The 24,984-nt window shown below is 38.1% G+C and carries 22 protein-coding genes and 2 tRNA genes; 17 read left to right on the forward strand and 7 right to left on the reverse strand.

Features of this window, described 5'->3' with window-relative positions; genetic code table 11:
• Positions 1 to 4: 4 nt before the first annotated feature.
• The gene (locus J0871_RS07260; RefSeq protein ID WP_208224535.1) at positions 5 to 2,002 is read right to left on the reverse strand and encodes a urocanate hydratase; all 1,998 of its coding nucleotides are present in this window, start codon (positions 2,000 to 2,002) and stop codon (positions 5 to 7) included.
• A gap of 106 nt (positions 2,003 to 2,108) precedes the next feature.
• Here J0871_RS07260 and J0871_RS07265 point away from each other — a divergent pair, with 106 nt between their 5' ends.
• Positions 2,109 to 2,567: a copper resistance protein NlpE gene (locus J0871_RS07265; RefSeq protein ID WP_208224537.1), complete on the forward strand. Its 459-nt coding sequence runs from the start codon at positions 2,109 to 2,111 to the stop codon at positions 2,565 to 2,567.
• Here the strand turns inward: J0871_RS07265 and J0871_RS07270 are convergent.
• Positions 2,562 to 2,732: a DUF5522 domain-containing protein gene (locus J0871_RS07270; RefSeq protein ID WP_208224539.1), complete on the reverse strand. Its 171-nt coding sequence runs from the start codon at positions 2,730 to 2,732 to the stop codon at positions 2,562 to 2,564. The genes J0871_RS07265 and J0871_RS07270 overlap by 6 nt on opposite strands.
• 32 nt (positions 2,733 to 2,764) lie before the next feature.
• Between J0871_RS07270 and J0871_RS07275 the strand changes: the two genes are divergently transcribed.
• Genes J0871_RS07275 through hemL form a run of 4 tightly spaced genes read left to right on the forward strand, consistent with a single transcriptional unit; the run spans position 2,765 to position 6,189 of the window.
• Positions 2,765 to 3,091 (forward strand): hypothetical protein, encoded by a 327-nt coding sequence (locus J0871_RS07275; protein ID WP_208224541.1) that lies wholly within the window; start codon positions 2,765 to 2,767, stop codon positions 3,089 to 3,091.
• Between the two features lie 31 nt (positions 3,092 to 3,122).
• Positions 3,123 to 4,061, forward strand: coding sequence for a pyridoxal-phosphate dependent enzyme (locus J0871_RS07280; RefSeq protein ID WP_208224543.1), 939 nt, complete (start codon positions 3,123 to 3,125; stop codon positions 4,059 to 4,061).
• 1 nt (position 4,062) lies between these two features.
• The gene (locus J0871_RS07285; protein WP_075325900.1) at positions 4,063 to 4,893 is read left to right on the forward strand and encodes a glucosaminidase domain-containing protein; all 831 of its coding nucleotides are present in this window, start codon (positions 4,063 to 4,065) and stop codon (positions 4,891 to 4,893) included.
• Between the two features lie 6 nt (positions 4,894 to 4,899).
• The gene (hemL, locus tag J0871_RS07290; RefSeq protein ID WP_093303921.1) at positions 4,900 to 6,189 is read left to right on the forward strand and encodes a glutamate-1-semialdehyde 2,1-aminomutase; all 1,290 of its coding nucleotides are present in this window, start codon (positions 4,900 to 4,902) and stop codon (positions 6,187 to 6,189) included.
• Between the two features lie 166 nt (positions 6,190 to 6,355).
• Here hemL and J0871_RS07295 read toward each other — a convergent pair whose 3' ends face one another.
• From J0871_RS07295 to J0871_RS07305, 3 genes are all read right to left on the reverse strand, one after another.
• On the reverse strand, positions 6,356 to 7,816 hold the full coding sequence (locus J0871_RS07295; protein WP_208224544.1) for a glutamate synthase subunit beta: 1,461 nt from the start codon (positions 7,814 to 7,816) through the stop codon (positions 6,356 to 6,358).
• Positions 7,817 to 7,818: 2 nt separating this feature from the next.
• Positions 7,819 to 12,342, reverse strand: a complete 4,524-nt coding sequence (gene gltB, locus J0871_RS07300) for a glutamate synthase large subunit (protein WP_208224545.1) — start codon at positions 12,340 to 12,342, stop codon at positions 7,819 to 7,821.
• Between the two features lie 239 nt (positions 12,343 to 12,581).
• Positions 12,582 to 13,724 carry an acyl-CoA dehydrogenase gene (locus J0871_RS07305; protein WP_075325904.1) on the reverse strand — a complete coding sequence of 381 codons (1,143 nt, stop codon included), beginning with the start codon at positions 13,722 to 13,724 and terminating at the stop codon, positions 12,582 to 12,584.
• Positions 13,725 to 13,817: 93 nt separating this feature from the next.
• Here J0871_RS07305 and J0871_RS07310 point away from each other — a divergent pair, with 93 nt between their 5' ends.
• The 8 genes from J0871_RS07310 to J0871_RS07345 all read left to right on the forward strand — a co-directional run bounded on the left by J0871_RS07310 (position 13,818) and on the right by J0871_RS07345 (position 19,951).
• Complete coding sequence (locus J0871_RS07310) at positions 13,818 to 14,882, forward strand: anhydro-N-acetylmuramic acid kinase (protein ID WP_208224546.1); 1,065 nt, start codon at positions 13,818 to 13,820, stop codon at positions 14,880 to 14,882.
• Between the two features lie 65 nt (positions 14,883 to 14,947).
• Positions 14,948 to 16,174, forward strand: coding sequence for a Glu/Leu/Phe/Val dehydrogenase (locus J0871_RS07315; RefSeq protein ID WP_208224547.1), 1,227 nt, complete (start codon positions 14,948 to 14,950; stop codon positions 16,172 to 16,174).
• Positions 16,175 to 16,395: 221 nt separating this feature from the next.
• Positions 16,396 to 17,097, forward strand: coding sequence for a MotA/TolQ/ExbB proton channel family protein (locus J0871_RS07320; RefSeq protein WP_208224548.1), 702 nt, complete (start codon positions 16,396 to 16,398; stop codon positions 17,095 to 17,097).
• 1 nt (position 17,098) lies between these two features.
• On the forward strand, positions 17,099 to 17,491 hold the full coding sequence (locus J0871_RS07325) for a biopolymer transporter ExbD (protein WP_075325907.1): 393 nt from the start codon (positions 17,099 to 17,101) through the stop codon (positions 17,489 to 17,491).
• An 8-nt stretch (positions 17,492 to 17,499) separates the two neighbouring features.
• Complete coding sequence (locus J0871_RS07330) at positions 17,500 to 18,318, forward strand: energy transducer TonB (protein WP_208224549.1); 819 nt, start codon at positions 17,500 to 17,502, stop codon at positions 18,316 to 18,318.
• The gene (locus J0871_RS07335) at positions 18,319 to 19,539 is read left to right on the forward strand and encodes a folylpolyglutamate synthase/dihydrofolate synthase family protein (protein WP_346014335.1); all 1,221 of its coding nucleotides are present in this window, start codon (positions 18,319 to 18,321) and stop codon (positions 19,537 to 19,539) included.
• Positions 19,540 to 19,605: 66 nt separating this feature from the next.
• Positions 19,606 to 19,680: transfer RNA gene (locus J0871_RS07340), tRNA-Val, on the forward strand.
• Between the two features lie 196 nt (positions 19,681 to 19,876).
• Positions 19,877 to 19,951: transfer RNA gene (locus tag J0871_RS07345), tRNA-Val, on the forward strand.
• A 262-nt stretch (positions 19,952 to 20,213) separates the two neighbouring features.
• On the opposite strand, the gene J0871_RS07350 is transcribed toward J0871_RS07345, so the two are convergent.
• Positions 20,214 to 21,266 (reverse strand): NAD(P)/FAD-dependent oxidoreductase, encoded by a 1,053-nt coding sequence (locus tag J0871_RS07350; RefSeq protein WP_208224551.1) that lies wholly within the window; start codon positions 21,264 to 21,266, stop codon positions 20,214 to 20,216.
• Positions 21,267 to 21,360: 94 nt separating this feature from the next.
• Between J0871_RS07350 and J0871_RS07355 the strand changes: the two genes are divergently transcribed.
• From J0871_RS07355 to J0871_RS07365, 3 genes are read left to right on the forward strand one after another with little or no spacing between them, the layout of a single operon-like run.
• A complete protein-coding gene (locus J0871_RS07355) occupies positions 21,361 to 22,134 on the forward strand; it encodes a creatininase family protein (RefSeq protein ID WP_243870423.1) in 774 nt (257 codons plus the stop codon).
• Positions 22,135 to 22,141: 7 nt separating this feature from the next.
• The gene (locus J0871_RS07360) at positions 22,142 to 22,474 is read left to right on the forward strand and encodes a CidA/LrgA family protein (protein ID WP_208224552.1); all 333 of its coding nucleotides are present in this window, start codon (positions 22,142 to 22,144) and stop codon (positions 22,472 to 22,474) included.
• On the forward strand, positions 22,474 to 23,178 hold the full coding sequence (locus tag J0871_RS07365) for an LrgB family protein (protein ID WP_208224553.1): 705 nt from the start codon (positions 22,474 to 22,476) through the stop codon (positions 23,176 to 23,178). The genes J0871_RS07360 and J0871_RS07365 overlap by 1 nt, the downstream gene beginning before the upstream one ends.
• Here the strand turns inward: J0871_RS07365 and J0871_RS07370 are convergent.
• Entirely contained in the window at positions 23,155 to 24,426 is a 1,272-nt protein-coding gene (locus J0871_RS07370) for a cation:proton antiporter (protein WP_208224554.1), read from the reverse strand. The two genes, J0871_RS07365 and J0871_RS07370, sit on opposite strands and share 24 nt — an antisense overlap.
• A 170-nt stretch (positions 24,427 to 24,596) precedes the next feature.
• Here J0871_RS07370 and J0871_RS07375 point away from each other — a divergent pair, with 170 nt between their 5' ends.
• A complete protein-coding gene (locus J0871_RS07375) occupies positions 24,597 to 24,983 on the forward strand; it encodes a hypothetical protein (RefSeq protein ID WP_208224555.1) in 387 nt (128 codons plus the stop codon).
• The last annotated feature ends 1 nt before the right edge of the window (position 24,984 follow it).

Here is a 24,984-nt window from a genome sequence, read left to right on the forward strand (position 1 = left end):
TATTTTAGGTGTTAGTGTCAAAAAGAGCCGGATCTACCAGGTTTGGGATAGTTACTTTTAGTTTTGGTTCCATTTGCATAGCCCTTTTTGCAGCGAAGAGCGCTTCTTTATTTCGGGCCCAGCTTCGGCGGGCAATTCCATTATTAACATCCCAGAAAAGCATAGACTTTAGTCGCTCCTCCGATGCTTTATTTCCTTCAAGAATCATACCAAATCCACCATTAATCACCTCGCCCCAGCCAACGCCGCCGCCGTTGTGAATGCTCACCCAGGTGGCGCCTCTAAAGCTATCTCCAATTACATTTTGTATCGCCATATCGGCTGTAAACTGGGATCCATCGTAAATATTTGAAGTTTCCCGGTAAGGGGAGTCTGTACCGGAAACATCGTGGTGGTCACGGCCTAAAATAACCGTTCCTATTTCTCCATTTCCAATAGCATCATTGAAGGCTTTGGCAATTTTCATGCGGCCTTCGGCATCGGCATAGAGAATCCTGGCTTTAGATCCTACCACCAGTTTATTTTCCCTTGCTCCCTTTATCCACTGAATATTATCAGCCATTTGTTGCTGAATTTCCTCCGGGGAATTCTTTTTAAGCTCTTCTAAAACCTGAGTCGCGATCTTATCGGTTTTGTCGAGATCGTCTTCTTTTCCGGAAGCGCAAACCCATCTAAAAGGCCCAAAACCATAATCAAAACACATTGGTCCCATAATATCCTGAACGTAACTTGGGTATTTAAAATCTTTACCATTTTCAGCAAGAATATCGGCTCCGGCCCTTGAAGCCTCTAATAAGAAAGCGTTTCCGTAATCAAAGAAATAGGTGCCCTTAGCGGTATGTTTATTAATCGCTGCGGTTTGTCTTTTTAAACTTTCCTGTACTTTTTCTTTAAATTTTTCAGGTTCTTCGGCCATCATGGTATTGGCTTCTTCTAAACTTAAACCTACCGGGTAATAACCGCCGGCCCAGGGATTGTGCAATGAAGTCTGGTCACTTCCCAAATCGATATAAATATTCTCTTTTTCAAAATATTCCCAAACATCTACGATATTTCCCTGGAAAGCGATAGAAACTACTTCTTTGTTGGCTTTTGCTTCCTGCACTCTTTTAGCTAGTTTTTCTAGATCAGAAATCACTTCGTCTACCCAGCCCTGGCTATGGCGGGTTTCTGTAGCTTTGGGATTTACCTCGGCACACACGGTAATACAACCTGCAATATTTCCGGCTTTGGGTTGCGCGCCGCTCATTCCGCCAAGACCGGAAGTCACGAATAATTTACCTTCCAGGCCTTCTCCCGATCTTGATATTTTTCTTCCTGCGTTTAAAACTGTGATCGTGGTGCCGTGAACAATTCCTTGCGGACCAATGTACATATAACTTCCAGCCGTCATTTGCCCGTATTGAGTTACACCAAGCGCGTTAAATTTCTCCCAGTCATCGGGTTTCGAATAATTTGGGATCATCATTCCGTTGGTAACCACCACTCTTGGAGCATTTTCATGGGAGGGGAATAAGCCCATAGGATGGCCAGAATACATCACTAAAGTCTGATCATTTTCCATTTCGGCTAAATATTGCAAAGTGAGCAGGTATTGGGCCCAGTTTTGAAAAACCGCCCCGTTGCCACCGTAGGTGATCAATTCATCGGGATGTTGCGCTACTTTAGGATCCAGGTTGTTTTGAATCATTAGCATGATTCCTTTTGCCTGTGTGCTATTTCCCGGGTATTCTTCAATATTTCGGGCATACATATCATAGTCCGGCTTTAGGCGGTACATATAAATTCTCCCGTATTTCTCTAATTCCTCCTTAAATTCAGGTAACAATTCCCGGTGATGTTTTTCTTTAAAATAACGCAGAGCATTTTGAAGTGCTAATTGTTTTTCTTCGGTATTTAAAATAGCCTTTCGTTTAGGAGCGTGATTTACCGAAGTATCGTATTCTTTTTTGGGCGGAAGTTCCCTGGGAATTCCCTGTAGTATTTTCGCTTTAAAGTCCATTTGATTTTCTGTTTGCAATAGATTTCAATATTAGGAAGAAATGTTAAAATAAAGAGTTTTAAATTTCATTTTCTATAAATTTAGCGCTCTTTTAAAGAAATAAATTATGAAATCTATTATAATTCTTCTTGCTCTTGTTTGTCTTGTTTCCTGTAAAGATGAAAACAAAGAATTGGAATTAGAAACTACTGAAATTTCAAAGAAAAGCGAAATAACACCTTCAAATGATGTTTTTAGTGCCCGGGATTCACTGGATTGGACCGGTATTTATGAAGGGTTTTTGCCTTGTGAAGATTGTGAGGGAATTGAAACATCTATTGAGATAGAGAAAAATCGTGATTATACACTTTCTCAGGAATTTAAAGGCAGGGCAGGTGATAACAGCCTACAGGAAACCGGAAAATTTAAATGGGATAAGCAAGGGAATACCATTAGTTTAGGAGAACGCCAAAAACTCTATTTTCAAGTAAGCCAAAATTACCTTTTACAGGTTTTTAAGGATGAATCTAAAGTAATGGGAGATTCTGCAATCAAATACCGTTTAACAAAAATTAATGAGCTATGATTGCCTGCCGGTTTTTTTATCAAAACCGTAGGGGCAATGCCGGCAACCACTTTCGCAGCAATAACCACGCTTTAAGTGATATTGCTCGGTAAAACAACGATAACCTTCAGGAGTGGTGTAGTAATCTCCTTCTTCTAACGGAATTCTTTTTTTGAAAAAACTCATATCGCAAAAATACAATTTCTTAACTTCCACACGTGATTCTAATCGTTAACAAATATCTCCTGGGAAAATCATTTAAGGGTGTGAGTTTATGGCCTTTTGTGATTCTTAAAAATAGCGAACTAAAAGATGATTTCAATTTTATTAACCACGAAAAAATTCATCTAAGGCAGCAATTAGAATTACTTATTCTTCCTTTTTACATATGGTATTTAACCGAATATTTGCTGCGTCTAATTTATTATAAAGATCGTTTTCTTGCTTATAAAAATATAAGTTTTGAGCGCGAAGCGTACAGCCAGGAAATGAAAGAGAATTATTTGGAGGAGCGTAAATTCTGGGCATTTTTAAAGTTTGTTTAGGTAGCTCGTTTTAGAATTCGGATATTTGCTTATGCCGAAATCTTCAAACATTTTTACTGGAATATCTTCTGAAAATCAGTTTGTTGCTGAGTTTCCTAATGAAATTTCGCTCTATTTAAAACGTGAAGATTTATTTCATCCTGAGGTTTCAGGAAATAAATTTAGGAAATTAAAATATAATATTGCCAGAGCGCTTGAACAAAAGCAAAAAACACTGCTCACTTTTGGCGGAGCTTTTTCAAACCATATCTCAGCAACGGCCGCCGCCGGGCAACTTTTCCATCTAAAAACAATAGGAATTATTAGGGGAGAAGAATTAGGCAAAGATTTGGAAAATACTTTAGCACAAAATCCCACACTTAAGTTTGCTAAATCTTGCGGAATGCAATTTAAATTTGTTTCCAGGGGTGATTATAGAGCACAAGACACCAGGGAATTTCAGGAGAAGTTAAAAAATGAATTTGGTGAATTTTATCTTGTGCCTGAAGGGGGAACAAATGATTTGGCCGTAAAAGGTTGCCAGGAAATTTTAAACGAGAAAGACGAGAAATTTCATTTTATAGCAGCTTCAGTAGGTACCGGTGGGACTCTTGCAGGCTTGATAAACGCTTCAGATATAAACCAGAAAGTTTTAGGTTTCCCGGCTTTGAAAGGTGATTTTCTTTCCGAAGAAATTGAAAAATACAGTATTAAAAATAATTGGGAATTAAAAACCGACTATCATTTTGGGGGGTACGCTAAGGTAGATTCGGAATTGATAAATTTTATTAATAATTTCAAAAAAAAATACAAAATTCAATTAGATCCGGTATATACGGGAAAGCTAGTTTTTGGTATTTTTGACCTTATAAAAGGCGGGTATTTCCCTTCTGGAAGTAAGATTATGGCCATTCACACCGGCGGTTTACAGGGAATCCAGGGAATGAATATGATTTTAAAAAAGAAAAAATTGCCTCTAATCACTTTTTAATATGAGAATTAACCGGTTTTTTGTTTTAATTTTTCTCGCCGCATTTGCGGTTTCCTGCGGAAGCAAGAAAAAAGTAGTCACCACTAAGAAAGATTCTAACAGGGAAAATACTTTCACTGAATCTTCAAATACCGCAATAGAACGGGTAAAACCTTTAGATGGAGAGCCTATGTTGCCCCCGGTAAATCCACGTCTTTATACGGTAGAGGATTATATTCGGGATTTTGCTGCGGTAGCGATGGAAGAGATGCGGCTTTACAACATTCCTGCGAGTATTACTCTGGCCCAGGGAATTTTAGAATCTGGTGGTGGTAAAGGAGATCTCACTATGCGCGCAAATAATCATTTTGGAATTAAATGTCACGACTGGAAAGGCGCTAGAGCTTATCACGACGATGATGCCCGCGGTGAGTGTTTTAGAAAATATAAAGATGCTCGTTATTCTTACAGGGATCATTCACTTTTTCTCACAGAAAGAAAACGTTATGCAGAACTTTTTGAATTAGATGAAGACGATTATAAAGGTTGGGCTAGAGGTTTGAGAAAGGCAGGTTATGCTACCGATAGACGTTACCCAGATAAATTAATTAGTCTAATTGAACGTTACAGGCTTTATCAATTTGACGCAGATGTACTTAAAAGGCCATCTCCAAGTTATACCTATACGCCCGAATCTCCAGAGTCGGTTACTTACAAGGTTAAAAAGGGCGATACTTTATACAGAATTGCAAAGCAACATAATACCACAGTAGAAGAATTACAGCGATTTAATAATTTAAGAGACACTAATATTTCCGTAGGGCAAATGTTGGTGATTATCTCTGTAGAATAAAAATTTATGATCTATAAAAGAAGTAGCGAATTGTTCGCTTCGGCACAAAAAGTAATTCCCGGCGGAGTGAACTCACCGGTAAGAGCATTTAAAGCAGTGGGTGGAGATCCCATTTTTATTAAAAGAGCCGAAGGAGCTTATTTATATGATGAAGACGGAAATAAATTAATAGACTATATAAATTCGTGGGGGCCACTGATGTTAGGTCACGCTCACAAACCGGTAATAGATGCGGTAATTGATATTGCCAAAAAAGGAACTTCTTTTGGAACACCTACTGAAATTGAAACTAAAATCGCAGAACTGGCGGTAAAACTGGTTCCCAATATCGATAAAATTAGAATGGTAAATTCGGGTACTGAGGCCACAATGAGTGCCGTTAGACTTGCACGTGGCTATACCGGAAAAGAAAAGATCATTAAATTTGCCGGTTGTTATCATGGGCATAGCGATTCTTTCCTAATCCAGGCCGGTAGTGGTGCGATCACTTTCGGTACGCCAAACAGTCCGGGAGTTACTCAGGGAACAGCAAAAGACACCCTGCTTGCAAGATATAATGACCTCGAAAATGTAAAATCTTTAATTGAAGCCAATAAAGATGAAATTGCCTGCATAATTATTGAGCCCGTTCCCGGAAATATGGGGTGTATTCCTCCAAACGAAGGTTTTCTTGAAGGTTTACGTGAACTTTGCGATGATCACGGTATTTTATTGGTTTTTGATGAGGTGATGAGCGGTTTTAGACTTGCTCCCGGCGGCGTTCAGGAACGAATGGGAGTGAATGCTGATATTGCCTGCTTCGGAAAAGTGATTGGGGGAGGTTTGCCGGTTGGCGCCTTTGCTGCCCGAAATGAAATTATGGATTATCTGGCCCCGGTTGGCCCGGTTTACCAGGCGGGGACTTTAAGCGGAAATCCATTAGCAATGGCCGCCGGACTTGCGATGTTAACCGAATTGGATAATAACCGAAGTGTTTTTAAAAGTATAGACAAGAAAACCGCATATCTTCACGAAGGAATAGAAAAAGTACTTTCAGAAAATAATGTAGCACATACCATAAACCGTGTAGGTTCTATGATTTCTATTCATTTTGGGGAAGAACCGGTAGTAGATTTTGAAACTGCAGCTAACTCAGCTGGAAATGGAATTTTCAACAAATTTTTCCACGGAATGTTAGAAAACGGAATTTACATTGCGCCAAGTGCTTTTGAAACTTGGTTTATAAGTGATGCTCTTTCTTATGAAGATTTAGACACTACAATTGAAGCGGTGAATAAAGTTGCAAAAACACTTTAATTAAGAAACCTCACAGATTTTTAAAACCTGTGAGGTTGCATTTTTTTTAATTCATCCTGAATTTATTTTCAGAAACAGGATTTCTTAATTTCGTCTGCCTCGTTTAAAAAAATAAAAGCGCCCGAAATCCGGACGCTTTTAACCTACAATTTATTTAAAATTCAAATTAAGCAGCGGGAAGATCACCTTCTCCTTTTCTTGGTAATAAGGATTTCCCCATTAAATATTTATCTACGTGGTAGGCAGCTTCCCTACCTTCAGAAATTGCCCATACAATTAGAGATTGGCCGCGTCGCATATCACCGGCGGTAAAAATATTAGGAATGTTGGTTTGATAAGCTTCGTCTCCCTTAATATTTGTTCTGCTATCAAGTTCCAATCCTAATTGTTCGCTTAACGTTTTTTCCGGACCTGTAAATCCTAAGGCTAAAAGTACCAGTTCACAAGGCCATTCTTTTTCAGATCCTTTTACTTCTTTTAGCTGAGGTCTTCCGTTTTCACCTTTTACCCATTCTATATTTACCGTTTTTAAAGCTTTTAAATTTCCTTCTTTATCACGAATAAATTCTTTGGTATTAATGCTCCAATTTCGCTCAACACCTTCTTCGTGAGAAGAAGTAGTTTTTAGTGTAAACGGCCAGTAAGGCCAGGGATTTTCCCTGTCTCTATGTTCTGCCGGCATCGGCATAATTTCAAAATTAATTACCGATTTTGCGCCGTGACGGTTAGATGTTCCCACACAATCTGAACCCGTGTCACCACCTCCAATAACAATCACATTTTTACCTTCGGCAGAAAATTTTTCGGTTTGTTCTTTTAAACCGTCTACAACTTCATTATTATTTTTTAGGAAATCCATTGCCTGCATCACACCGTCACCTTCGGCTCCATCAATAGGAAGTTTTCGGCGTTTAGTGGCGCCACCACATAGTACTACGGCATCAAATTCTTTAAGTTTTTTAGCTTCATAATTTTCACCTACATGAACTCCGGTTTCAAATTTGATTCCTTCTTCTTTCATAATATTTACCCGGCGATCTATCACGTGTTTTTCCATTTTAAAATCTGGAATTCCATAACGTAAAAGTCCGCCAATTTTCTTGTCGCGTTCAAAAACAGTAACCTCGTGACCGGCCCTGTTAAGTTGTTGTGCTGCTGCAAGACCTGCAGGACCCGAGCCAACAACTGCGGCTGTTTTTCCTGTTCTGGATTTTGGAGGTTGTGGCGTTACCCAGCCTTCTTTAAATCCTCGCTCAACAATATATTTCTCAATAAGTTCAATCGCCACCGGCGGATCTGTGATTCCCAAAACGCAAGCCGATTCGCAAGGGGCCGGGCATAATCTCCCGGTAAATTCAGGAAAATTATTGGTGCCGTGTAAAATGCTAAGTGCCTTTTTCCAATCGTTTTTATAAACTGCGTGATTAAAATCTGGAATTAAGTTTCCAAGCGGGCAACCGCTATGGCAAAACGGAATTCCGCAATCCATACACCTTGCTCCCTGGTCTCCCAATTCTTCGGGAGACATTTCTTTTGTAAATTCTTTATAATCTTTAACTCGATTTTCAACAGCTTCTGTCTCTTCCACCTTGCGGTCGTATTCCATAAAACCTCTTATCTTACCCATAATTATGCTGTTTTGAGTTCTACTTGTTCTTTTAACATTTTCTCTTCTTCCATTTTTTGTAAAGCCTTTTTATATTCTGCAGGCATTACTTTTATAAACTTACCGGCATTTTCTTCCCAGTTTTCCAGGATTTCTTTTGCTACATCGCTCTCGGTGTAGCGGTAGTGATTTTCAATAAGTTCTTTTAATTCTTTTTTATTTTCTTCTGAAGGATCTTCCAACCCAATCATTTCCATATTGAAATTATGATTGTCTAAAGTATTATCGGCATTATAGATATAAGCGATTCCCCCGCTCATTCCAGCAGCGAAATTTCTTCCTATTTTTCCTAAAATAACTGCAATACCTCCAGTCATATATTCACAACCATGATCTCCAATTCCTTCTATCACCGCTTTGGCACCTGAGTTTCTTACACAGAAACGTTCGCCACCCATTCCATTAATATAGGCTTCGCCATCTGTAGCGCCGTAAAGGGCAACATTCCCAATAATGACGTTTTCATTAGATTTAAAAGATGCTTCTTTAGGTTTTCTCACACTTAAAGTTGCTCCCGAAAGTCCTTTTCCTAAATAATCGTTAGAATTTCCGTTGATATTCATCGTTAAACCTTTGGTAGCAAAAGCGCCAAAACTTTGGCCTCCCGAACCGGTAAAATTCAATGTAAGCGTACCATCGGGTAATCCTTTTGCACCGTGAATTTTGGAAATTTCATTACTTAAAATAGCTCCGGTGGTTCGGTTTATGTTGCTAATTGGGAAATCAAGACTCATTTTTTCCTTTCTGTAAATAGCCGGATGCGCCTGATTTAATATCTCAAAATCCAATACATTTTCCAGGTTGTGATCCTGGGTTTCTGTATTATAAAGCGGCATATCTTCATCTATTTTCGGCTTATACAGAATATTAGAAAGATCTAATCCCTGTGCTTTATAATGTTCTATTGCACGGTTCATATCCAGTTTCTGGCTTTGACCTACCATTTCATTTATAGTTCTAAAACCAAGATCGGCCATAATTTGTCTTAATTCCTGCGCGATGAAATACATAAAGTTGATAACATCTTCAGGAGTACCTTTAAATTTCTTACGTAATTCAGGATCTTGCGTAGCGATTCCCACCGGGCAGGTGTTTAAATGGCAAGCACGCATCATAATACAACCTGATGCTACCAGGGGAGCGGTTGAAAAACCAAATTCCTCGGCACCGAGCAATGCGGCAATAGCAACATCACGACCGGTTTTTAACTGGCCGTCACATTCTACGACAATCCTGTTTCTAAGATTATTAATAAGCAAGGTTTGCTGGGCTTCTGCAATTCCAAGTTCCCATGGCAAACCTGCGTGTCTTAGCGAGGTGAGCGGAGAAGCTCCCGTACCACCATCAAATCCTGAAATTAAAACAACATCAGCCTTAGCTTTTGCTACACCGGCAGCAATAGTTCCCACCCCAACTTTAGAAACCAATTTCACGTTAATCCTGGCTTCGCGGTTCGCATTTTTAAGGTCAAAAATTAATTGCGCCAAATCCTCTATAGAATAAATATCGTGGTGTGGCGGCGGTGAAATTAAGCCTACATAAGGAGTGGAATTTCTTGTTTTTGCAATATCGGGGTTTACTTTTGGACCCGGTAATTGCCCGCCTTCCCCGGGTTTTGCACCCTGGGCCATTTTAATTTGAATTTCTTTAGCGTTGCTCAAATAATTAATAGAAACTCCAAATCTGCCTGAAGCAACCTGCTTTATAGCTGAATTTCTCCAGTTGCCATCAAGATCTTTATGAAAACGCTGCGGATCTTCACCACCTTCACCAGAGTTGCTTTTTCCCTGCATACGGTTCATCGCAACAGCAAGGTTCTCATGCGCTTCTTTACTAATAGAACCAAAAGACATCGCGCCGGTTTTAAATCGTTTTACGATCTCTGTCCAGGGTTCTACCTCCTCTATAGGAACCGGATTAAGGTCACGGAATTTAAACATTCCGCGAAGCGTCATTAAACGTTCGCTTTGGTCGTTTATTAATTTTGAATATTCTTCGTAAGCTTTAGTGCTGTTTTGTTTTACCGCTTGTTGCAGTTTAGCAACACTTGCGGGGTTAAACATATGCCTTTCTCCGGTTCTTCTCCAGCGATAATCACCACCAATTTCCAGATCCAGATCGGTATCTGTTTTCTTGGGAGCAAAAGCATTATCGAAACGCTTCTGAATTTCTTTTTCTACTTCATACAGTCCAATTCCCTCAATTCGGGTTGGTGTGTTGGTGAAATATTTATCTACAAATTTTTGGTTTAAACCAAGAATCTCGAAAATTTGTGCACCGCGGTAGGAATGAAGGGTAGAAATACCAATCTTATTCATAATCTTCACAATTCCTTTTCCAATGGCTACATTAAAATTCTCTACGGCAACTTCAGGATCATCAACTTCAATTTCTTTTTCTTCCACCAGGCTGTAAATAATTTCATTCACCATATACGGATTAATGGCGCTGGCACCATAACCAAATAACAATGCGAAATGATGCGGTTCCCTTGGTTCAGCCGATTCTATTACAATTCCGAAAGAAGATCTTCGGTTATGTTTTTTTACGCCGTGATGCACAAAAGAACAAGCCAACAGTGAAGGAATAGGAGCCAGTTTTGGATCGGCATTCCTATCAGTAAGTATAATTACATTGCAGCCTTTATCTACGGCATCGTTTATTTCGTAAATAATTTCATCCAGTCGTGTTTCCAGTCCGTTAAGGCCTTTATTGGCTTCATATAAAATTGAGATTGAAGCGGTTTTAAAATCTGGATGTTCTATGTATTTTATTTTATCTAAATCCTCGTTGGAAATAACAGGATTTTGGATCCTAAGTTTCTTGGATTGCTCAGGAATGATATCAAATAAATTTCGGTCTTCCCCAATAGCTAAACTAATATCGGTAACAATTTCTTCCCTTATTCCATCTAAAGGAGGATTGGTTACCTGGGCGAATAATTGCTTAAAATAATTAAATAGAAGCTGTGATTTATCTGAAAGAACCGCCAATGGAATATCGGCACCCATAGAACCAATTGCTTCTTTTCCCTGGAGCGCCATTGGACTAATTATGGTTTTGATGTCTTCCTGGGTATAACCAAATAACTTTTGCCGGGTATTAATATCTATTTTCTCTACCGGGGTTTTGTTGCCGGTATAAGGAACTTCAGAAAGATTAAGTAAATTTTCGTCTAACCATTTTCTATAAGGTCTTTCAGAAATAATTTTTTGTTTTACTTCTTCATCGCCTATAATTCGGCCTTCCTGCATATCTACAAGAAACATTCTTCCGGGTTCTAGCCTACCGTGTAATTCTACATTTTCGGGTTTAACCTCCAAAACACCGGTTTCTGAAGACATTATTACGTAACCATCTTTGGTAAGCGTATACCTTGAAGGTCGTAATCCGTTTCTGTCTAATAACGCACCTATATATTTCCCATCGGTAAACGGAATGGAAGCCGGGCCATCCCAGGGTTCCATAATGCAAGCGTTGTATTCGTAAAATGCTTTTTTCTCATCAAGCATAGACGGATTTTTCTCCCAGGCTTCAGGGACCATCATCATTATTGCTTCTGGAAGAGATCTTCCTGTTTGTAATAATAATTCCAGCACCATATCCATAGAAGCCGAATCTGATTTACCTTCAGGAACAATAGGAATAACTTCTTTTAGATCTTCGCCAAATTTTTCGCTTTCAAAAAGCTCTTCCCTGGCTTTCATTCGGCTTAAATTTCCGCGTAGTGTATTTATTTCTCCATTATGACACATGTATCGGAAAGGTTGTGCCAAATCCCAGGTTGGGAAGGTATTTGTGGAGAATCGTTGATGTACTAAAGCTAGTTTGGTAACTACATCTGGTTCGTTTAGATCGCGATAGTACACGTTAATATCCTGCGGCATCAACAAACCTTTGTAGATTATGGTATTGGTTGATAAACTTGCCAGGTAAAAATATTCAGATTCAGAAAGTTCTGATTTTTCAATACGATGTTCAGCGATTTTTCTCGCAGCAAAAAGTTTTGCATTAAAACTTTCTTCTGAAACATCGTCTCCTTTTCCTATAAAAACCTGTTGTACACTTGGTTCAGAAAGTGAAGCAATGCTTCCCAGGCAGGCTCTGTTTACGGGCACTTCACGCCAACCTATAAGATTAAGTCCCTGGCCAATAATCTCTTCTTCAAAAATCTCTCTGCAAATTTTTCGTTGATTCTCAGATTGTGGAAGAAAAACCATTCCTACCGCATATTCTTTAAAATCAGGAAGTTTGAATTCACAAGTTTTCTTGAAAAAATCGTGAGGAATTTCTATTAAAATACCGGCGCCATCACCTGTTTTACCATCGGCACTTACCGCACCTCTGTGTTCCAGGCGAATAAGAATATCCAGGGCTTTATGAATTATATCATTAGTTCGTTTGCCTTTTAAATTACATATAAAGCCTGCGCCACAATTATCGTGCTCAAATTCGGGTGAATAGAGCCCCTGTTTTTTTAATTTCATGTCCTTTTCGTCCTTAAGTTATCGTCTCAAAATTACCTAATTAGATAAATATTATGAAGCGTTTTGAACTTAAAGTAAGAAGAAATTCAGTAAAAACAATTAAAATTGTTATAAATGATAATTATGTAATTTGATCCCTTTTCTATTATTGATTCTATAAACATAGTAGGTAACCTTTGTCCATAAAAAAAGTCCGATTTTAGAAAAACCGGACTTAAATTCAATAATTAACAAGAAAATTAATCTTTAAGGATAGCTCTTGAAATTACAATTTTTTGAATTTCTGAAGTGCCTTCGTATATCTGGGTAATTTTTGCATCACGCATTAAGCGCTCTACGTGGTATTCTTTTACATAACCGTTACCGCCGTGAACCTGCACCGCTTCAGTTGAAACGTCCATTGCGGTTTTTGAAGCGTAAACTTTAGCCATAGCACCGGTAAGGTCGTAGTTATTGCCCTGGTCTTTATCCCAGGCAGCCTTCATTACAAGGTGTCTTGATGCTTCAATTGAAGTATACATATCGGCTAGTTTAAAAGCAATTGCCTGATGATTGCAAATTTCGGTACCAAATGCTTTTCGTTGTTTAGAATAATCTAAAGCCAACTCGTAAGCACCAGAAGCAATACCTAAAGCCTGGGCTGCAATCCCTATTCTTCCACCAGAAAGTGTTTTCATGGCGAATTTAAATCCGAATCCATCTTCGCCAATTCTATTCTCTTTGGGAACTTTTACATCATTAAAATTTAATGAATGCGTATCGCTTCCGCGAATTCCCATTTTTTGTTCTTTGGGTCCTATTTCAAAACCTTCAACTCCTTTTTCTACTATAAAAGCATTAATCCCTTTATGTTTTTTCTCACGATCGGTTTGTGCAATTACAATATAATAGTCGGCTGAATTTCCATTGGTAATCCAGTTTTTTGTTCCGTTTAATAAATAATGGTCTCCTTTATCTATTGCCGTAGTTCGTTGTGAAGTTGCGTCACTTCCGGCTTCGGGTTCAGATAAACAAAAAGCTCCAAGTTTTTCGCCGGTGGTTAGTTTAGAAAGATATTTTTCTTTTTGCTCCTGGTTTCCGTAGGTATCAAGGCCCCAGCAAACCAAAGAATTATTAACCGACATCACTACAGAAGCAGAGGCATCTATTTTTGAAATTTCTTCCATGGCAAGAATGTATGAAATGGTATCCATACCGCCGCCGCCAAATTCTGGAGAAGCCATCATGCCAAGAAAACCAAGCTCTCCCATCTTCTTCACCTGCTCGGCGGGAAACTCCTGTTTCTCGTCTCTCTCTATCACACCAGGCAATAATTCGTTTTTGGCAAAATCACGCGCGGCATCGCGAATCATTATATGTTCTTCTGTAAGTTTGAAATCCATATTATTATTTTAATTTAGGAAAATCTAATTTTGGTAGCCAAAGATAAAGTTTTGGTATGTAATTTTCAATTTAGTTTAATTAATTTTACGAATATGAAAAAAGCAAATTATAAAGTTATTGGTGTAATGTCGGGGACATCCTTAGATGGCATCGATTTGGTCTATGTTAATTTCGATTTTAAAAACTCCTGGAGTTATAAGATTTTGAAGGCTGAAACCATTCCATACCCGTTAAATTGGCAGGAAACTTTAGCAGCCGCTATTAATTATTCTGAAGAACGCTTAGAAGAGCTAAATAAAAAATATACGAATTTTCTCGCCGGAATTATTTCCCGGTTTATTGAAAATCATCAAATTAAAGATATTGATGCGGTTTGTAGCCACGGGCATACTATTAAACATGAGCCTGAAAATAATTACACCTTGCAAATTGGGAATTTACCAGAAATCGCTTACCTATCTGGACAAACCGTAATTTGCGATTTTAGAGTTCAGGATGTAGAGTTTGGCGGGCAGGGCGCACCGCTGGTGCCAATTGGCGATAAATTGCTTTTTTCAGATTATAAATATTGTCTCAATTTAGGCGGATTCGCAAATATTTCTACCGAAAAAAGTGGGGAACGTTTGGCTTATGATATTTGTGCCGTAAATACCGTTTTGAATTATTACGCTCAAAAATTAGGAAAGGAATTTGACGAAGGTGGTAAACTGGCAGCGGCTGGCAGTTTGAATGAAAACTTACTTAAGAAGCTTAATAAGCTTGCATTTTATGCGCAAAAACCACCAAAATCTTTAGGAATAGAATGGGTGAAGTCTGAAGTTTTCCCTGTTTTGGAAAAACACGAAGAAAACCTCCAGGATATTCTTCATACTTATACTGTTCACGTGGCTCAGCAAATTGCAAAAACCCTGGATAACGATCCTAATTCAAAAGTTTTTATGACCGGAGGTGGAACTTTTAATAATTTTTTAATCAGGCTTTTAAAAAAGGAGTCTAAATGTCATTTCACGATTCCTTCAGATGAAATTATTAATTATAAAGAAGCTTTAATTTTTGGACTGCTTGGCGTTTTAAAGCTTCGGGATGAGGTAAATGTATTAAAATCGGTCACCGGCGCTAAAAAAGACCATTCTTCCGGAATAATTTATGAGATCTAAACTTTTTGCTGAAAAATTAAAAATATACTACTTAGTTTATATATTTGCGAAAAATTAGAGTATAAATGAAGGAATTATTAAAATTATACGAAAATAAAGAACCCGAAATCGTTTTCAATTGGAAAGATTCTGAAACCGAAGCCGAAGGATGGACGGTAATAAATTCTCTACGCGGTGGTGCTGCCGGTGGAGGTACAAGAATGCGTGTAGGATTAGATCAAAATGAAGTGCTTTCACTAGCCAAAACTATGGAGGTGAAATTCACCGTTTCAGGACCTCCAATTGGAGGCGCTAAATCGGGTATAAACTTTGATCCCAACGATCCTCGAAAAAAAGGCGTCTTAGAGCGTTGGTATAAAGCGGTTTCTCCATTGTTAAAGAGTTACTACGGTACCGGTGGTGATTTAAATGTAGATGAAATAAATGAAGTAATTCCGATTACTGAAGATTGTGGTGTATGGCACCCGCAGGAAGGTGTATTTAACGGGCACTTTAAACCCAGTGAAGCCGATAAAATTAATAGAATTGGCCAGTTACGCCAGGGAGTTATTAAAGTTTTAGAAAACACTCGATTTTCACCAGATGTTACCCGTAAATATACGGTTGCCGATATGATTACGGGTTACGGCGTAGCCGAATCGGTTAAACATTACTACGATATCTATGGTGGAGATGTGACCGAGAAAAAGGCAATTGTTCAGGGCTTTGGAAATGTTGGTTCTGCCGCAGCTTATTACCTTTCGCAAATGGGTGTTAAGATTGTTGGAATAATAGATCGCGTTGGCGGTTTAATTAACGAAGACGGATTTACTTTTGAAGAAATTAAGGAACTTTTCCTTCACAAAGAAGGGAATACAATTAAGCACGATAATTTAATTCCTTTTGAAGAAATTAATGAAAAGATTTGGGAGCTTGATGCCGAGATCTTTGCACCTTGTGCTGCTTCCCGATTAATTACCCAGGATCAAATTAATAATTTGATAGAAAGAAAGTTAGAGGTAATTACCAGTGGCGCCAATGTTCCTTTTGCTGATAAAGAAATTTTCTTCGGCTCAATTATGGAATCTACCGACGAGAAAGTTAGCTTAATCCCTGATTTTATAGCAAACTGTGGAATGGCGAGAGTTTTCGCTTATTTTATGGAAAGAAGAGTGCAAATGACAGATGAGTCTATATTTAATGACACTTCTATGACCATTAAAAATGCCATCCAGAATACTTACGATAATAATAGTAGTAAAACCAATATAAGCAAGACCGCTTTTGAAGTTGCATTAAAGCAGCTGGTATAGATTTTTGATTAATCTTGTAATTTTAGTTGATTGAGATTATTCCTGAAAATCCCGCTTTCGAGCGGGATTTTTTTTATGAATAAAATCATTAAAAATGCGCTTCAAAAAATAAAAAACTGCCATTTGAGATAAAGCAGTTTGCACTGCTGATTATTTTACTAAATTTGGATTACAATTAAATCTGGTTTATCACGTTACATTAAAAACCCTAATAGAAACCTATGCTATACTTTTTTCAGCAGGACGGCGTTGCCGCAGCCGCCCAGGAGGCAGAACCGGTAGTGGAAGAAAAAACCCTGTCTTTATTCGATTTAATGCTAAGTGGTGGCCTTGGAGGCCAAATAATCATCATTATTTTGTTTATCCTGTTGTTCGCAGCAGTTTATATTTACTTTGAAAGGCTGTTTGCTATAAAATCGGCAAGCCAGGTAGATAAAAATTTTATGCTTCAAATAAAGGATAATGTTTTAAACGGAAACATAGAATCGGCTAAAATGCGCTGTGCACAAAGTGATTCTCCCGTAGCCAGGTTAACCGAAAAAGGAATTTCCCGAATTGGAAGTCCGTTAGAAGATATTAATACCGCCATAGAAAATGCAGGTCGCTTAGAAGTTTACAAACTGGAGAAGAATGTAAGTATTTTGGCTACTATTGCAGGTGCAGCTCCAATGATTGGTTTCCTTGGAACAGTTATAGGTATGGTAATTGCATTTCATGAATTGGCAACAAGTAGTGGACAGGCACAAATGGGAGCACTCGCTGAGGGTATTTATACCGCGATGACTACAACCGTTGCCGGACTTATTGTTGGTATTATCGCTTATATTGGGTATAACCACTTAGTGGTGAAAACCGATAAAGTTGTACACCAAATGGAAGCTACCGCAGTAGATTTCCTTGACCTGTTAAACGAGCCCGCTTAATATGAATTTAAGAGGAAGAAATAAAGTAAGCCCCGAGTTCAGTATGAGCTCAATGACAGATATTGTATTCCTGTTGTTGATCTTTTTTATGCTCACCTCGCCGGTAATTACTCCAGAAGCCTTAGACCTAATACTTCCAAAGGCGAAAGGAAAAACAACCAGTGTTCAAAATGTAGCGGTAAGCATCACTAAAGATCTTCAGTTTTATGTAGACGATGAGCGTATTTCACAGTCGGCATTAGAAAGTACATTAAAAACCAAACTGGCAGGCGAAGAAAAGCCAACCATTATTTTAAGGGCAGAAGAAGGTGTGCCTATAGAAAAGGCGGTAAATGTTATGGATATAGCAAACCGAAATAGTTATAAAATCGTTCTGGCGGTTAAACCCGAATAAATCTAATCATGTTAGAAACCAAACACGAAAAAAAATCTTTTACCATCACGGTTATCTTACACGTGCTGTTAATTGCATTGCTATTTCTGTTAGGCTTTAAATATTTAGATCCGCCACCAGAGAGTGGTATTGCTATAAATTTTGGAACTTCTGAAGTTGGTTCAGGAGAAGAGCAACCTACCGAGCCGGTACAATCTGCTCCTCAGCAAACTACCGTTCCCGAAACTCAAACGCTGCCAGAACCGGTTGTGGAAGAAGAAGTGGTAACACAGCAAATTGAAGAAGCTCCGGTAATTCAGGAAAAGCAAAAGCCAAAGCCAGTAGTTGAGAAGAAACCGGAAAAGCCTGTAGAACAACCACCGGCTAAAAAGCCAGAACCCAAACCAGACCAATCTACTACCGATGCTATGAGTAGTATTTTAAACGGTCCCGAAAGATCGGGAACCGAAAGTGGTGGAGAAGGTAACGATAATCAGGCAGGAGATAAAGGCGATCCAGATGGCGATCCTAATGCGAGTTCCTATTACGGGAGTGGCTCTGGCCTGGATGGTGATGGTAATTATCGCTTAGGTGGAAGACGGGCAATAAATAAAGAAAAATTTGTTCAGGATTGTAATGAATCCGGGATAGTGGTAGTGCGTATAGAAGTTAACCAGAATGGGCAGGTTATTAATGCCACACCGGGTGTAAAAGGAACAACCAACAGTGCGTCCTGTCTTACAGATCCTGCAAGAAGAGCTGCAATGGCTACTCGTTTCAATAGTGATAACAACGCACCTTCGCGCCAGGTGGGCACAATTATTTATAACTTCAAACTTTCTGAATAAGTGGAAGCATATACCAAAACTGTTGAATGGATGTTTCAGCAGTTGCCTATTTACCAAAGAGTAGGAGCACAGGCATTTAAGAAAGATCTTTCCCGCACCATTAAACTTGCCAAACATTTAGGCAATCCTCATCAAAAATTCCCATCGGTTCATATTGCAGGAACTAACGGAAAAGGTTCTACCAGCCATATGTTAGCTTCGGTTTTACAGGAATCTGGCTATAAAGTGGGTTTATACACTTCTCCGCATTTAAAAGATTTTAGAGAGCGCATTAAGGTAAACGGAAAATTTATTCCGAAAAAAAATGTTGTTGGATTCATCAATGAGAACAGAGATTTTTTAACCGAAAATGAACTTTCCTTTTTTGAAATGACCGTAGGGATGGCATTTGATCATTTTGCAAGGGAAAAGGTAGATATTGCTGTAATTGAAGTAGGCCTGGGGGGGCGTTTAGATTCTACTAATATAATTACTCCTGAAGTCTCGGTAATCACTAATATAGGCTTAGATCATACTGCGTTCCTGGGAGATACTTTAGCCAAAATTGCTTCGGAAAAAGCCGGAATTATAAAAGATAATATTCCTGTAGTTATTGGTGAAAAACAAAAAGAAACTACAGATATTTTTACTGAAAAAGCTGAGCAACATAACTCAGAAATTTATTTTGCTGAAGATTTAAAATTCGATAAATATCATACCGATCTTAAGGGCGATTATCAGAACAAAAATATTAAAAGTGTGCTGGGAGCGGTAAAAGTATTACGTGAAAATGGCTGGGAGATTCCCGAAGATGGTTTAAGAAACGGACTTAATAGTGTGAAATTGCATACTTCGTTGCAGGGGCGTTGGGATATATTACAGGAAAAACCAAAAGTGATTTGTGATACAGCACATAATACCGAAGGTTTAAGCCTGGTTTTTAAACAGCTTAAAAAAGAAAAGTTTCAACACTTACATATTGTATTGGGAGTGGTAAACGATAAAGATTTAGATAAAATTCTTCCATTATTTCCTACATCGGCAATTTATTATTTTTCAAAACCCGATGTTCCCCGCGGGTTGGAAACTGAAATATTGCAACAAAAAGCTGCTAAATTTGGGTTAGAGGGAAGCTTATTTAATTCGGTTTCAGAAGCCTACGAAGCTGCGCTGGAAACGGCCTTAGATGAAGATCTGGTGTTTGTTGGAGGCAGCACTTTTACCGTTGCAGAAATAATTTAATTTTTTTGAAATTTTTCTTGGTGTAGATTAAAAACTAATCTATATTTGCATCCGCATTCAGGAATAGGGCGCGTAGCTCAGTTGGTTCAGAGCACTTGGTTTACACCCAAGGGGTCAGGGGTTCGAATCCCTTCGCGCCCACAGAGATTAAAAAGGCTTCTATAAAAGGAAGCCTTTTTTTAGCTTATTGAGAGCTTTAGTTTTATTGAAATTATTAGGCCGCATGGCTCGGTTGGTTCAGAGCATCCCGATTTTGCATCGGGAGGGTCAGGGATTAAAATCCCAAAAAATATTGCACTTTCTTTTATTAGGAAGTAGAATTTATTCAAATTATTTAGGGCGCGTAGCTCAGTTGGTTCAGAGCACTTGGTTTACACCCAAGGGGTCAGGGGTTCGAATCCCTTCGCGCCCACAAGAATTTAAGATTTCCAAAATTTGGAAATCTTTTTTATTTTATAGAAAGTTAGCTCAGTTGGTCCAGAGCATCCCGATTTTGCTTCGGGAGGGAGGGGCAGGAATCCAAATCCCTTTGCGCCCACTTTTATTCCCAAATCTCAAAGTTCACCTACTTTAGGGATTTTTTTATGCCGAAATTTTATGGGATCAAGCCTAATTGTTGTGTTTAAGCAAAAAGTGTAGTAAAAATATTTAAGAAGAAACCTCCAGAAGTTTTGTTAGGCAAGCGTTTTTTCTTCAGCTTCAATATAATTGGCAAGATATTGCGCGTCTTTTTTAATTCCCCCTAAAGTTGCCGAGCCTCGTGTATGCAGCCAGGGAAGACCTATAAAATAAAGTCCTTTAATATTACTAATACCGCGATTATGGTTTGGGTAGCCGTCTTTAGAAAGTTCCAGGCCTTCTATCCAACTAAAATTTGGTCGGTAACCGGTGGCCCAGACGATATTTTTTAGCTCTTCAATTTTTCGATTTTTAGTAATTATAATTTCGCCTTTTGCATCTTTTGTTTTTCCAACAGGAATAACGTTCTCTCGTTTTAGAATACCTTTTACATCGGTCCCAATAATAGGTTGCTTAGACTCACTCAACTTTTTCCCTAACCAGGTATTTCGGCTAAAACTTAGAAAACCAATTTTTGTGAACCACCACCATAATGTTTTTCCTAAAATTTCTTGTGGAAGTACTCGAACGTTGGTGGCGCCAGAAAAATAAGTGGTTCTGTTAGTTTGAGAGATTTCATCTAAGATTTGAAATCCCGAATCTCCTGCCCCTACAACCATTGCTGGACCTTCTTGTAATTGACCGGGATTTTTATAATAATTACTATGAATCTGGAAAATAGCTGTTGATATTTTCTTAGAAAAAGATGGCGTGTATGGAATATGAAACGGCCCTGTAGCAATCACTACATTTTTACAATGTATCTCGCCGTTTTGATGCTTCAGAATAAAATAATCTTCTCTTTGCGAAATATGCTCTATTAATGTATTTAACCTAATTTTAATATCAAATTCGGCTACATAATTTTTAAAATATTCAGCAACATCTTTTTTTGTTGGGTAATAACCTTTTTCGGCAGGGAACTCCATTCCCGGAAGCTTGTTAAATTCTGAAGGTGTAAAAAGTTTAAGGGAATCCCAACGGTTTAACCAGGAAGCACCAACTTCCTTTTCCTTATCTACCACAACATAATCCTTACCCATTTTATTAAGGTAATAAGCCATTGAAAGTCCGGCCTGTGCACCGCCAACAATTACAAAATCCAGCATCGATTTTAATTTTAATCAAAGATAGGTTTTAATTTCTGCCCTTTAAATCTTACAGAATCGCTTAGAATTATTAATTTTAAATGAAATTAAGTTTATGGAAAGAAAGATAAGGCCTTACGTTTTGGCCGAAACCAATTGGAAACATATTAAAAACGAAGATTTTAGCATAGCTGTTTTGCCCTGGGGAGCTACCGAAGCACATAATTATCACCTGCCGTATGCTACCGATAATATTCTTGCCGAAGAAGCTGCAATAAACGCAGCTCACAAAGCCTGGGAAAAAAATGCAAAGGCCGTGGTTTTACCTACCATTCCGTTTGGAGTGAATACCGGCCAAATGGATGTGAAATTATGTATGAATCTTAATCCCAGTACCCAATACGCTATTTTAAAAGATGTAGCGCAGGTTTTAGAAAAACATAAAATCAATAAACTGGTGATTTTAAACGCGCACGGCGGCAATAATTTTAAACAACTAATCAGGGAATTAAGTCTTGAATTTCCAGATATCTTTACCTGTGCGCTAAACTGGTGGCAGGTTACAGATGCAAAACCTTATTTTGAAGAGCCCGGTGATCACGCAGGAGAATTGGAAACCGCGGCTGTTATGCATTTGCGGCCTGAGTTAGTTTTACCTTTAGAAGAAGCGGGAGACGGCAGCGCCAAAACTTTTAAGATTAAAGCTTTAAAAGAAGGTTGGGCGAGTGCACAACGAGAATGGACTCAAGTTACCGAAGATACAGGGGTAGGAAATCCTAAAGCTGCAACTGCTGAAAAAGGAAAGATTTTCTTTGAAAAAGCAACCGATATGATTGGCGAATTCTTTGTAGACTTACACGAAGCCGACGTGAAAGATATGTATCAATAAACTAGAGATGCTCAAAGCTTTAGCTTATATTCTTGGATTTTTACTTTTAGGTGAGTTACTCACCTATTTTTTTGAAATCCCAATCGCTGGAAATATCCTGGGAATGTTTCTTATTTTCCTGGCTTTACGGTTAAAAATCATAAAGCTTCAGGATGTGAAACCGGCCTCAGATAAGCTTATAAAATACCTGGTTTTATTCTTTATTCCTTATGGGGTTGGCTTAATGGTGTATTTTGAGATTATCGCCGATTACTGGTTACCCATTTCAATAGCTGTAATTGCCAGCACCGTAATCACTCTTTATATTTCAGCAATAATTATTGAAAAATTCGGGAAATAATGCAAGAATTTTTTCAATTACCAATATTTGGTGTTTTTATAAGTCTAATCGCTTTTGCGGGTGCACGTAAACTTCAGAAAAAATTTAATTATGCGCTACTGACTCCAGTTTTGGTAGCTATTGTTTTTATTATTTGTTTTCTATTGATTTTCAATATTGATTTTGAAGATTATAATCGCGGCGGAAAATTTATTAGTTTCTTCCTGGGGCCATCGGTAGTGGCGCTTGGTGTGTTTTTTTATGAAAAATATGAAGAAGTAAAACAGAATTTAAAAGTGTTCTTGCTTTCGGTAGCCGTTGGTGGAATAAGCGGAGTTTTAACTGTAATTATTTTTCTTCTACTTTTAAAAGTCCCTGATTTTATAATTGAATCGTTGGCGGCAAAATCGGTTACTACGCCAATTGCTATTGAAATCACAAAACTTACCGGTGGAATTCCTGAAATTACGGCGGGAATTGTAATCGCTGTTGGAATTTTTGGAAATGCTTTTGGACCATTTATTCTGAAGAAATTAGGAATAAAAAGTAAAATTGCTATTGGTACGGCTTTAGGTACAGCTGCCCACGGAATTGGCACCGCCCGTGCCTTTGAAGAAAGCAAACTCGCGGGGGTTTACAGTGGGTTGGCTATGTGTGTAAATGGGATTATCACCGCGCTTATAACTCCGTATTTGCTTCAGCTATTCATTGGGTATTTCACCTGATTCATTTTCTCCCTTTTCTGTTTTCTTTTTAAAATATTCTATAATAGAAGGTGCGGTAAGTCCGTGAACAACTATAGAAATTAGAATAATATATGCGGTAATAGAATAGAGTTCATTTTTATGTTCAAAACCTTCAAATTCAACGAAAGCCCAGGCGAGATAAAATACAGAGCCAATTCCCTTAATTCCCAGGAAACTAATGGCAAGTTTATTCTTAAAACTGTCTCTAATCCCCATCATACTTATAATTCCTGCCAGGGGCCTAATAATTAAAACAAAAGCAAAAGCGAATACAATTCCACGCCAATCGGTAAGGCTTAACATTCCATTCATAATAGAACCACCAAAAAGAATAATCCAAACCACGAGTAAAATGCGTTCTATTTCGTGAACAAAATCGTGCATTTTTGTCTTGTAATCTCCGCTAACTTTTTCAAAATGTCTTAGGCTTAAACCGGTAAAGAAAACGGCAAGAAAACCATACCCATGCAGGAGTTCTGCTGCGCCATAACTAAATAGGGTAAGGGAGAGGGCAAGAAAACCGTCAAATGTTTTTATACCCGTGTATTTGTGTACCCTGTCCAGTAAAAACCCAATAGCCTGTCCTATGGCAAAACCTATTAAAGTACCAATAATTATTTTTAGAAAGAACTTATCTAGCATCCAATCGGTAAAATCAAAAGCCGCCCAACCTCCGGCTTGTGCAACCAATACAGCCATATAAGTGAAAGGAAAAGCGAGACCGTCGTTTAAACCGGCTTCTGCAGTAAGTGCAAATCTAATTTTGCCCTTGTATTCTTTTTCTCTTTCGGGATCATCAAGTTGAGTTTCAGCGGCTAAAACAGGATCGGTAGGTGCAAGTACTGCCGCAAGTAATAAAGAGGAAGGAACACTAAGAAATAGGAAATTTTGTCCCAGGAAATATGCCGAAATCATACAAAGGGGCATAGTTAGAAACACGAGTAACAAAGGTCTTTTCCAGGCTTTAAAACTATAATTATTTCCAATTTTTAAACCAGCGCCCATTAGGGAAATAATCACTATCATTTCAGAAAAATACATGAGTCCCTCATCTGCCCATAAGGGATCTGGCCATCCAATAGGTAATCCTAATCCCACTAAAAGAAAGCCAATGAGTAGTAAAATTATAGGACCGCTAACCTTTATTTTTTTTGAAATTGAAGGCAGCCAGGCCATGATAAGGGTGGTGAAACCAATTCCCGCTAAGATCCAGTAATGTTCTTTCATATAATTATAAAAATAGCTGAATTTAATTGATCTTGTTTAAAGCCTATTAAATTTTCACAAAAGTCTAACAGTTTAAATAAGATGAATTATTAGTTATTCAGCTGATATTTATCATATTAAAATCTTTTTATACAGGTTAACTTTGAGAGAATAACCAAGGCCTGTAAAAGATGGATACTTCCTTATTTCTCGCTAAATTCTGGGGTTGGTACCTTTTAATTTTCTTCTTTGTGCTAAGCTTCAACCCTAAAAGAATAAAACAAATTTTTGAAGATTTAAAAGATCAAAAATTCGTGATATTAGCTGCCTTTGCTGCTATAATTATAGGTTTACTCAATATTTTATTTCATAATATCTGGGAGCGAAGTTGGAAATTTATAATAACTGCCCTGGGTTGGACCTCACTTTTTATAGGTCTTGGCCTCTTTGTTTTTCCTGAATCTACTACGCGCAAACTTGCTGTATTAAATTTCAAATTTGTACAGACAATTTATGTACTGCTTTTCCTATTGGGAATTTTCCTGCTGAATATGGGTTATGAACTCGTGTTACAATAAA

Source organism: Salegentibacter sp. BDJ18, from assembly GCF_017579965.1.
Lineage (GTDB): Bacteria > Bacteroidota > Bacteroidia > Flavobacteriales > Flavobacteriaceae > Salegentibacter.

What these genes read in the sequence shown, in the direction of transcription:
- J0871_RS07325 (WP_075325907.1), top strand. Translation starts at nt 17,099, where the DNA reads ATGAATTTAAGAGGAAGAAATAAAGTAAGCCCCGAGTTCAGTATGAGC.
- J0871_RS07360 (WP_208224552.1), top strand. Translation starts at nt 22,142, where the DNA reads ATGCTCAAAGCTTTAGCTTATATTCTTGGATTTTTACTTTTAGGTGAG.
- J0871_RS07305 (WP_075325904.1), bottom strand. Translation starts at nt 13,724, where the DNA reads ATGGATTTCAAACTTACAGAAGAACATATAATGATTCGCGATGCCGCG.
- J0871_RS07365 (WP_208224553.1), top strand. Translation starts at nt 22,474, where the DNA reads ATGCAAGAATTTTTTCAATTACCAATATTTGGTGTTTTTATAAGTCTA.
- J0871_RS07280 (WP_208224543.1), top strand. Translation starts at nt 3,123, where the DNA reads ATGCCGAAATCTTCAAACATTTTTACTGGAATATCTTCTGAAAATCAG.
- J0871_RS07310 (WP_208224546.1), top strand. Translation starts at nt 13,818, where the DNA reads ATGAAAAAAGCAAATTATAAAGTTATTGGTGTAATGTCGGGGACATCC.
- J0871_RS07320 (WP_208224548.1), top strand. Translation starts at nt 16,396, where the DNA reads ATGCTATACTTTTTTCAGCAGGACGGCGTTGCCGCAGCCGCCCAGGAG.
- J0871_RS07265 (WP_208224537.1), top strand. Translation starts at nt 2,109, where the DNA reads ATGAAATCTATTATAATTCTTCTTGCTCTTGTTTGTCTTGTTTCCTGT.
- J0871_RS07330 (WP_208224549.1), top strand. Translation starts at nt 17,500, where the DNA reads ATGTTAGAAACCAAACACGAAAAAAAATCTTTTACCATCACGGTTATC.
- J0871_RS07315 (WP_208224547.1), top strand. Translation starts at nt 14,948, where the DNA reads ATGAAGGAATTATTAAAATTATACGAAAATAAAGAACCCGAAATCGTT.
- J0871_RS07350 (WP_208224551.1), bottom strand. Translation starts at nt 21,266, where the DNA reads ATGCTGGATTTTGTAATTGTTGGCGGTGCACAGGCCGGACTTTCAATG.
- J0871_RS07285 (WP_075325900.1), top strand. Translation starts at nt 4,063, where the DNA reads ATGAGAATTAACCGGTTTTTTGTTTTAATTTTTCTCGCCGCATTTGCG.
- J0871_RS07355 (WP_243870423.1), top strand. Translation starts at nt 21,361, where the DNA reads ATGGAAAGAAAGATAAGGCCTTACGTTTTGGCCGAAACCAATTGGAAA.
- J0871_RS07370 (WP_208224554.1), bottom strand. Translation starts at nt 24,426, where the DNA reads ATGAAAGAACATTACTGGATCTTAGCGGGAATTGGTTTCACCACCCTT.
- J0871_RS07270 (WP_208224539.1), bottom strand. Translation starts at nt 2,732, where the DNA reads ATGAGTTTTTTCAAAAAAAGAATTCCGTTAGAAGAAGGAGATTACTAC.
- J0871_RS07375 (WP_208224555.1), top strand. Translation starts at nt 24,597, where the DNA reads ATGGATACTTCCTTATTTCTCGCTAAATTCTGGGGTTGGTACCTTTTA.
- J0871_RS07260 (WP_208224535.1), bottom strand. Translation starts at nt 2,002, where the DNA reads ATGGACTTTAAAGCGAAAATACTACAGGGAATTCCCAGGGAACTTCCG.
- J0871_RS07295 (WP_208224544.1), bottom strand. Translation starts at nt 7,816, where the DNA reads ATGGGTAAGATAAGAGGTTTTATGGAATACGACCGCAAGGTGGAAGAG.
- gltB (WP_208224545.1), bottom strand. Translation starts at nt 12,342, where the DNA reads ATGAAATTAAAAAAACAGGGGCTCTATTCACCCGAATTTGAGCACGAT.
- hemL (WP_093303921.1), top strand. Translation starts at nt 4,900, where the DNA reads ATGATCTATAAAAGAAGTAGCGAATTGTTCGCTTCGGCACAAAAAGTA.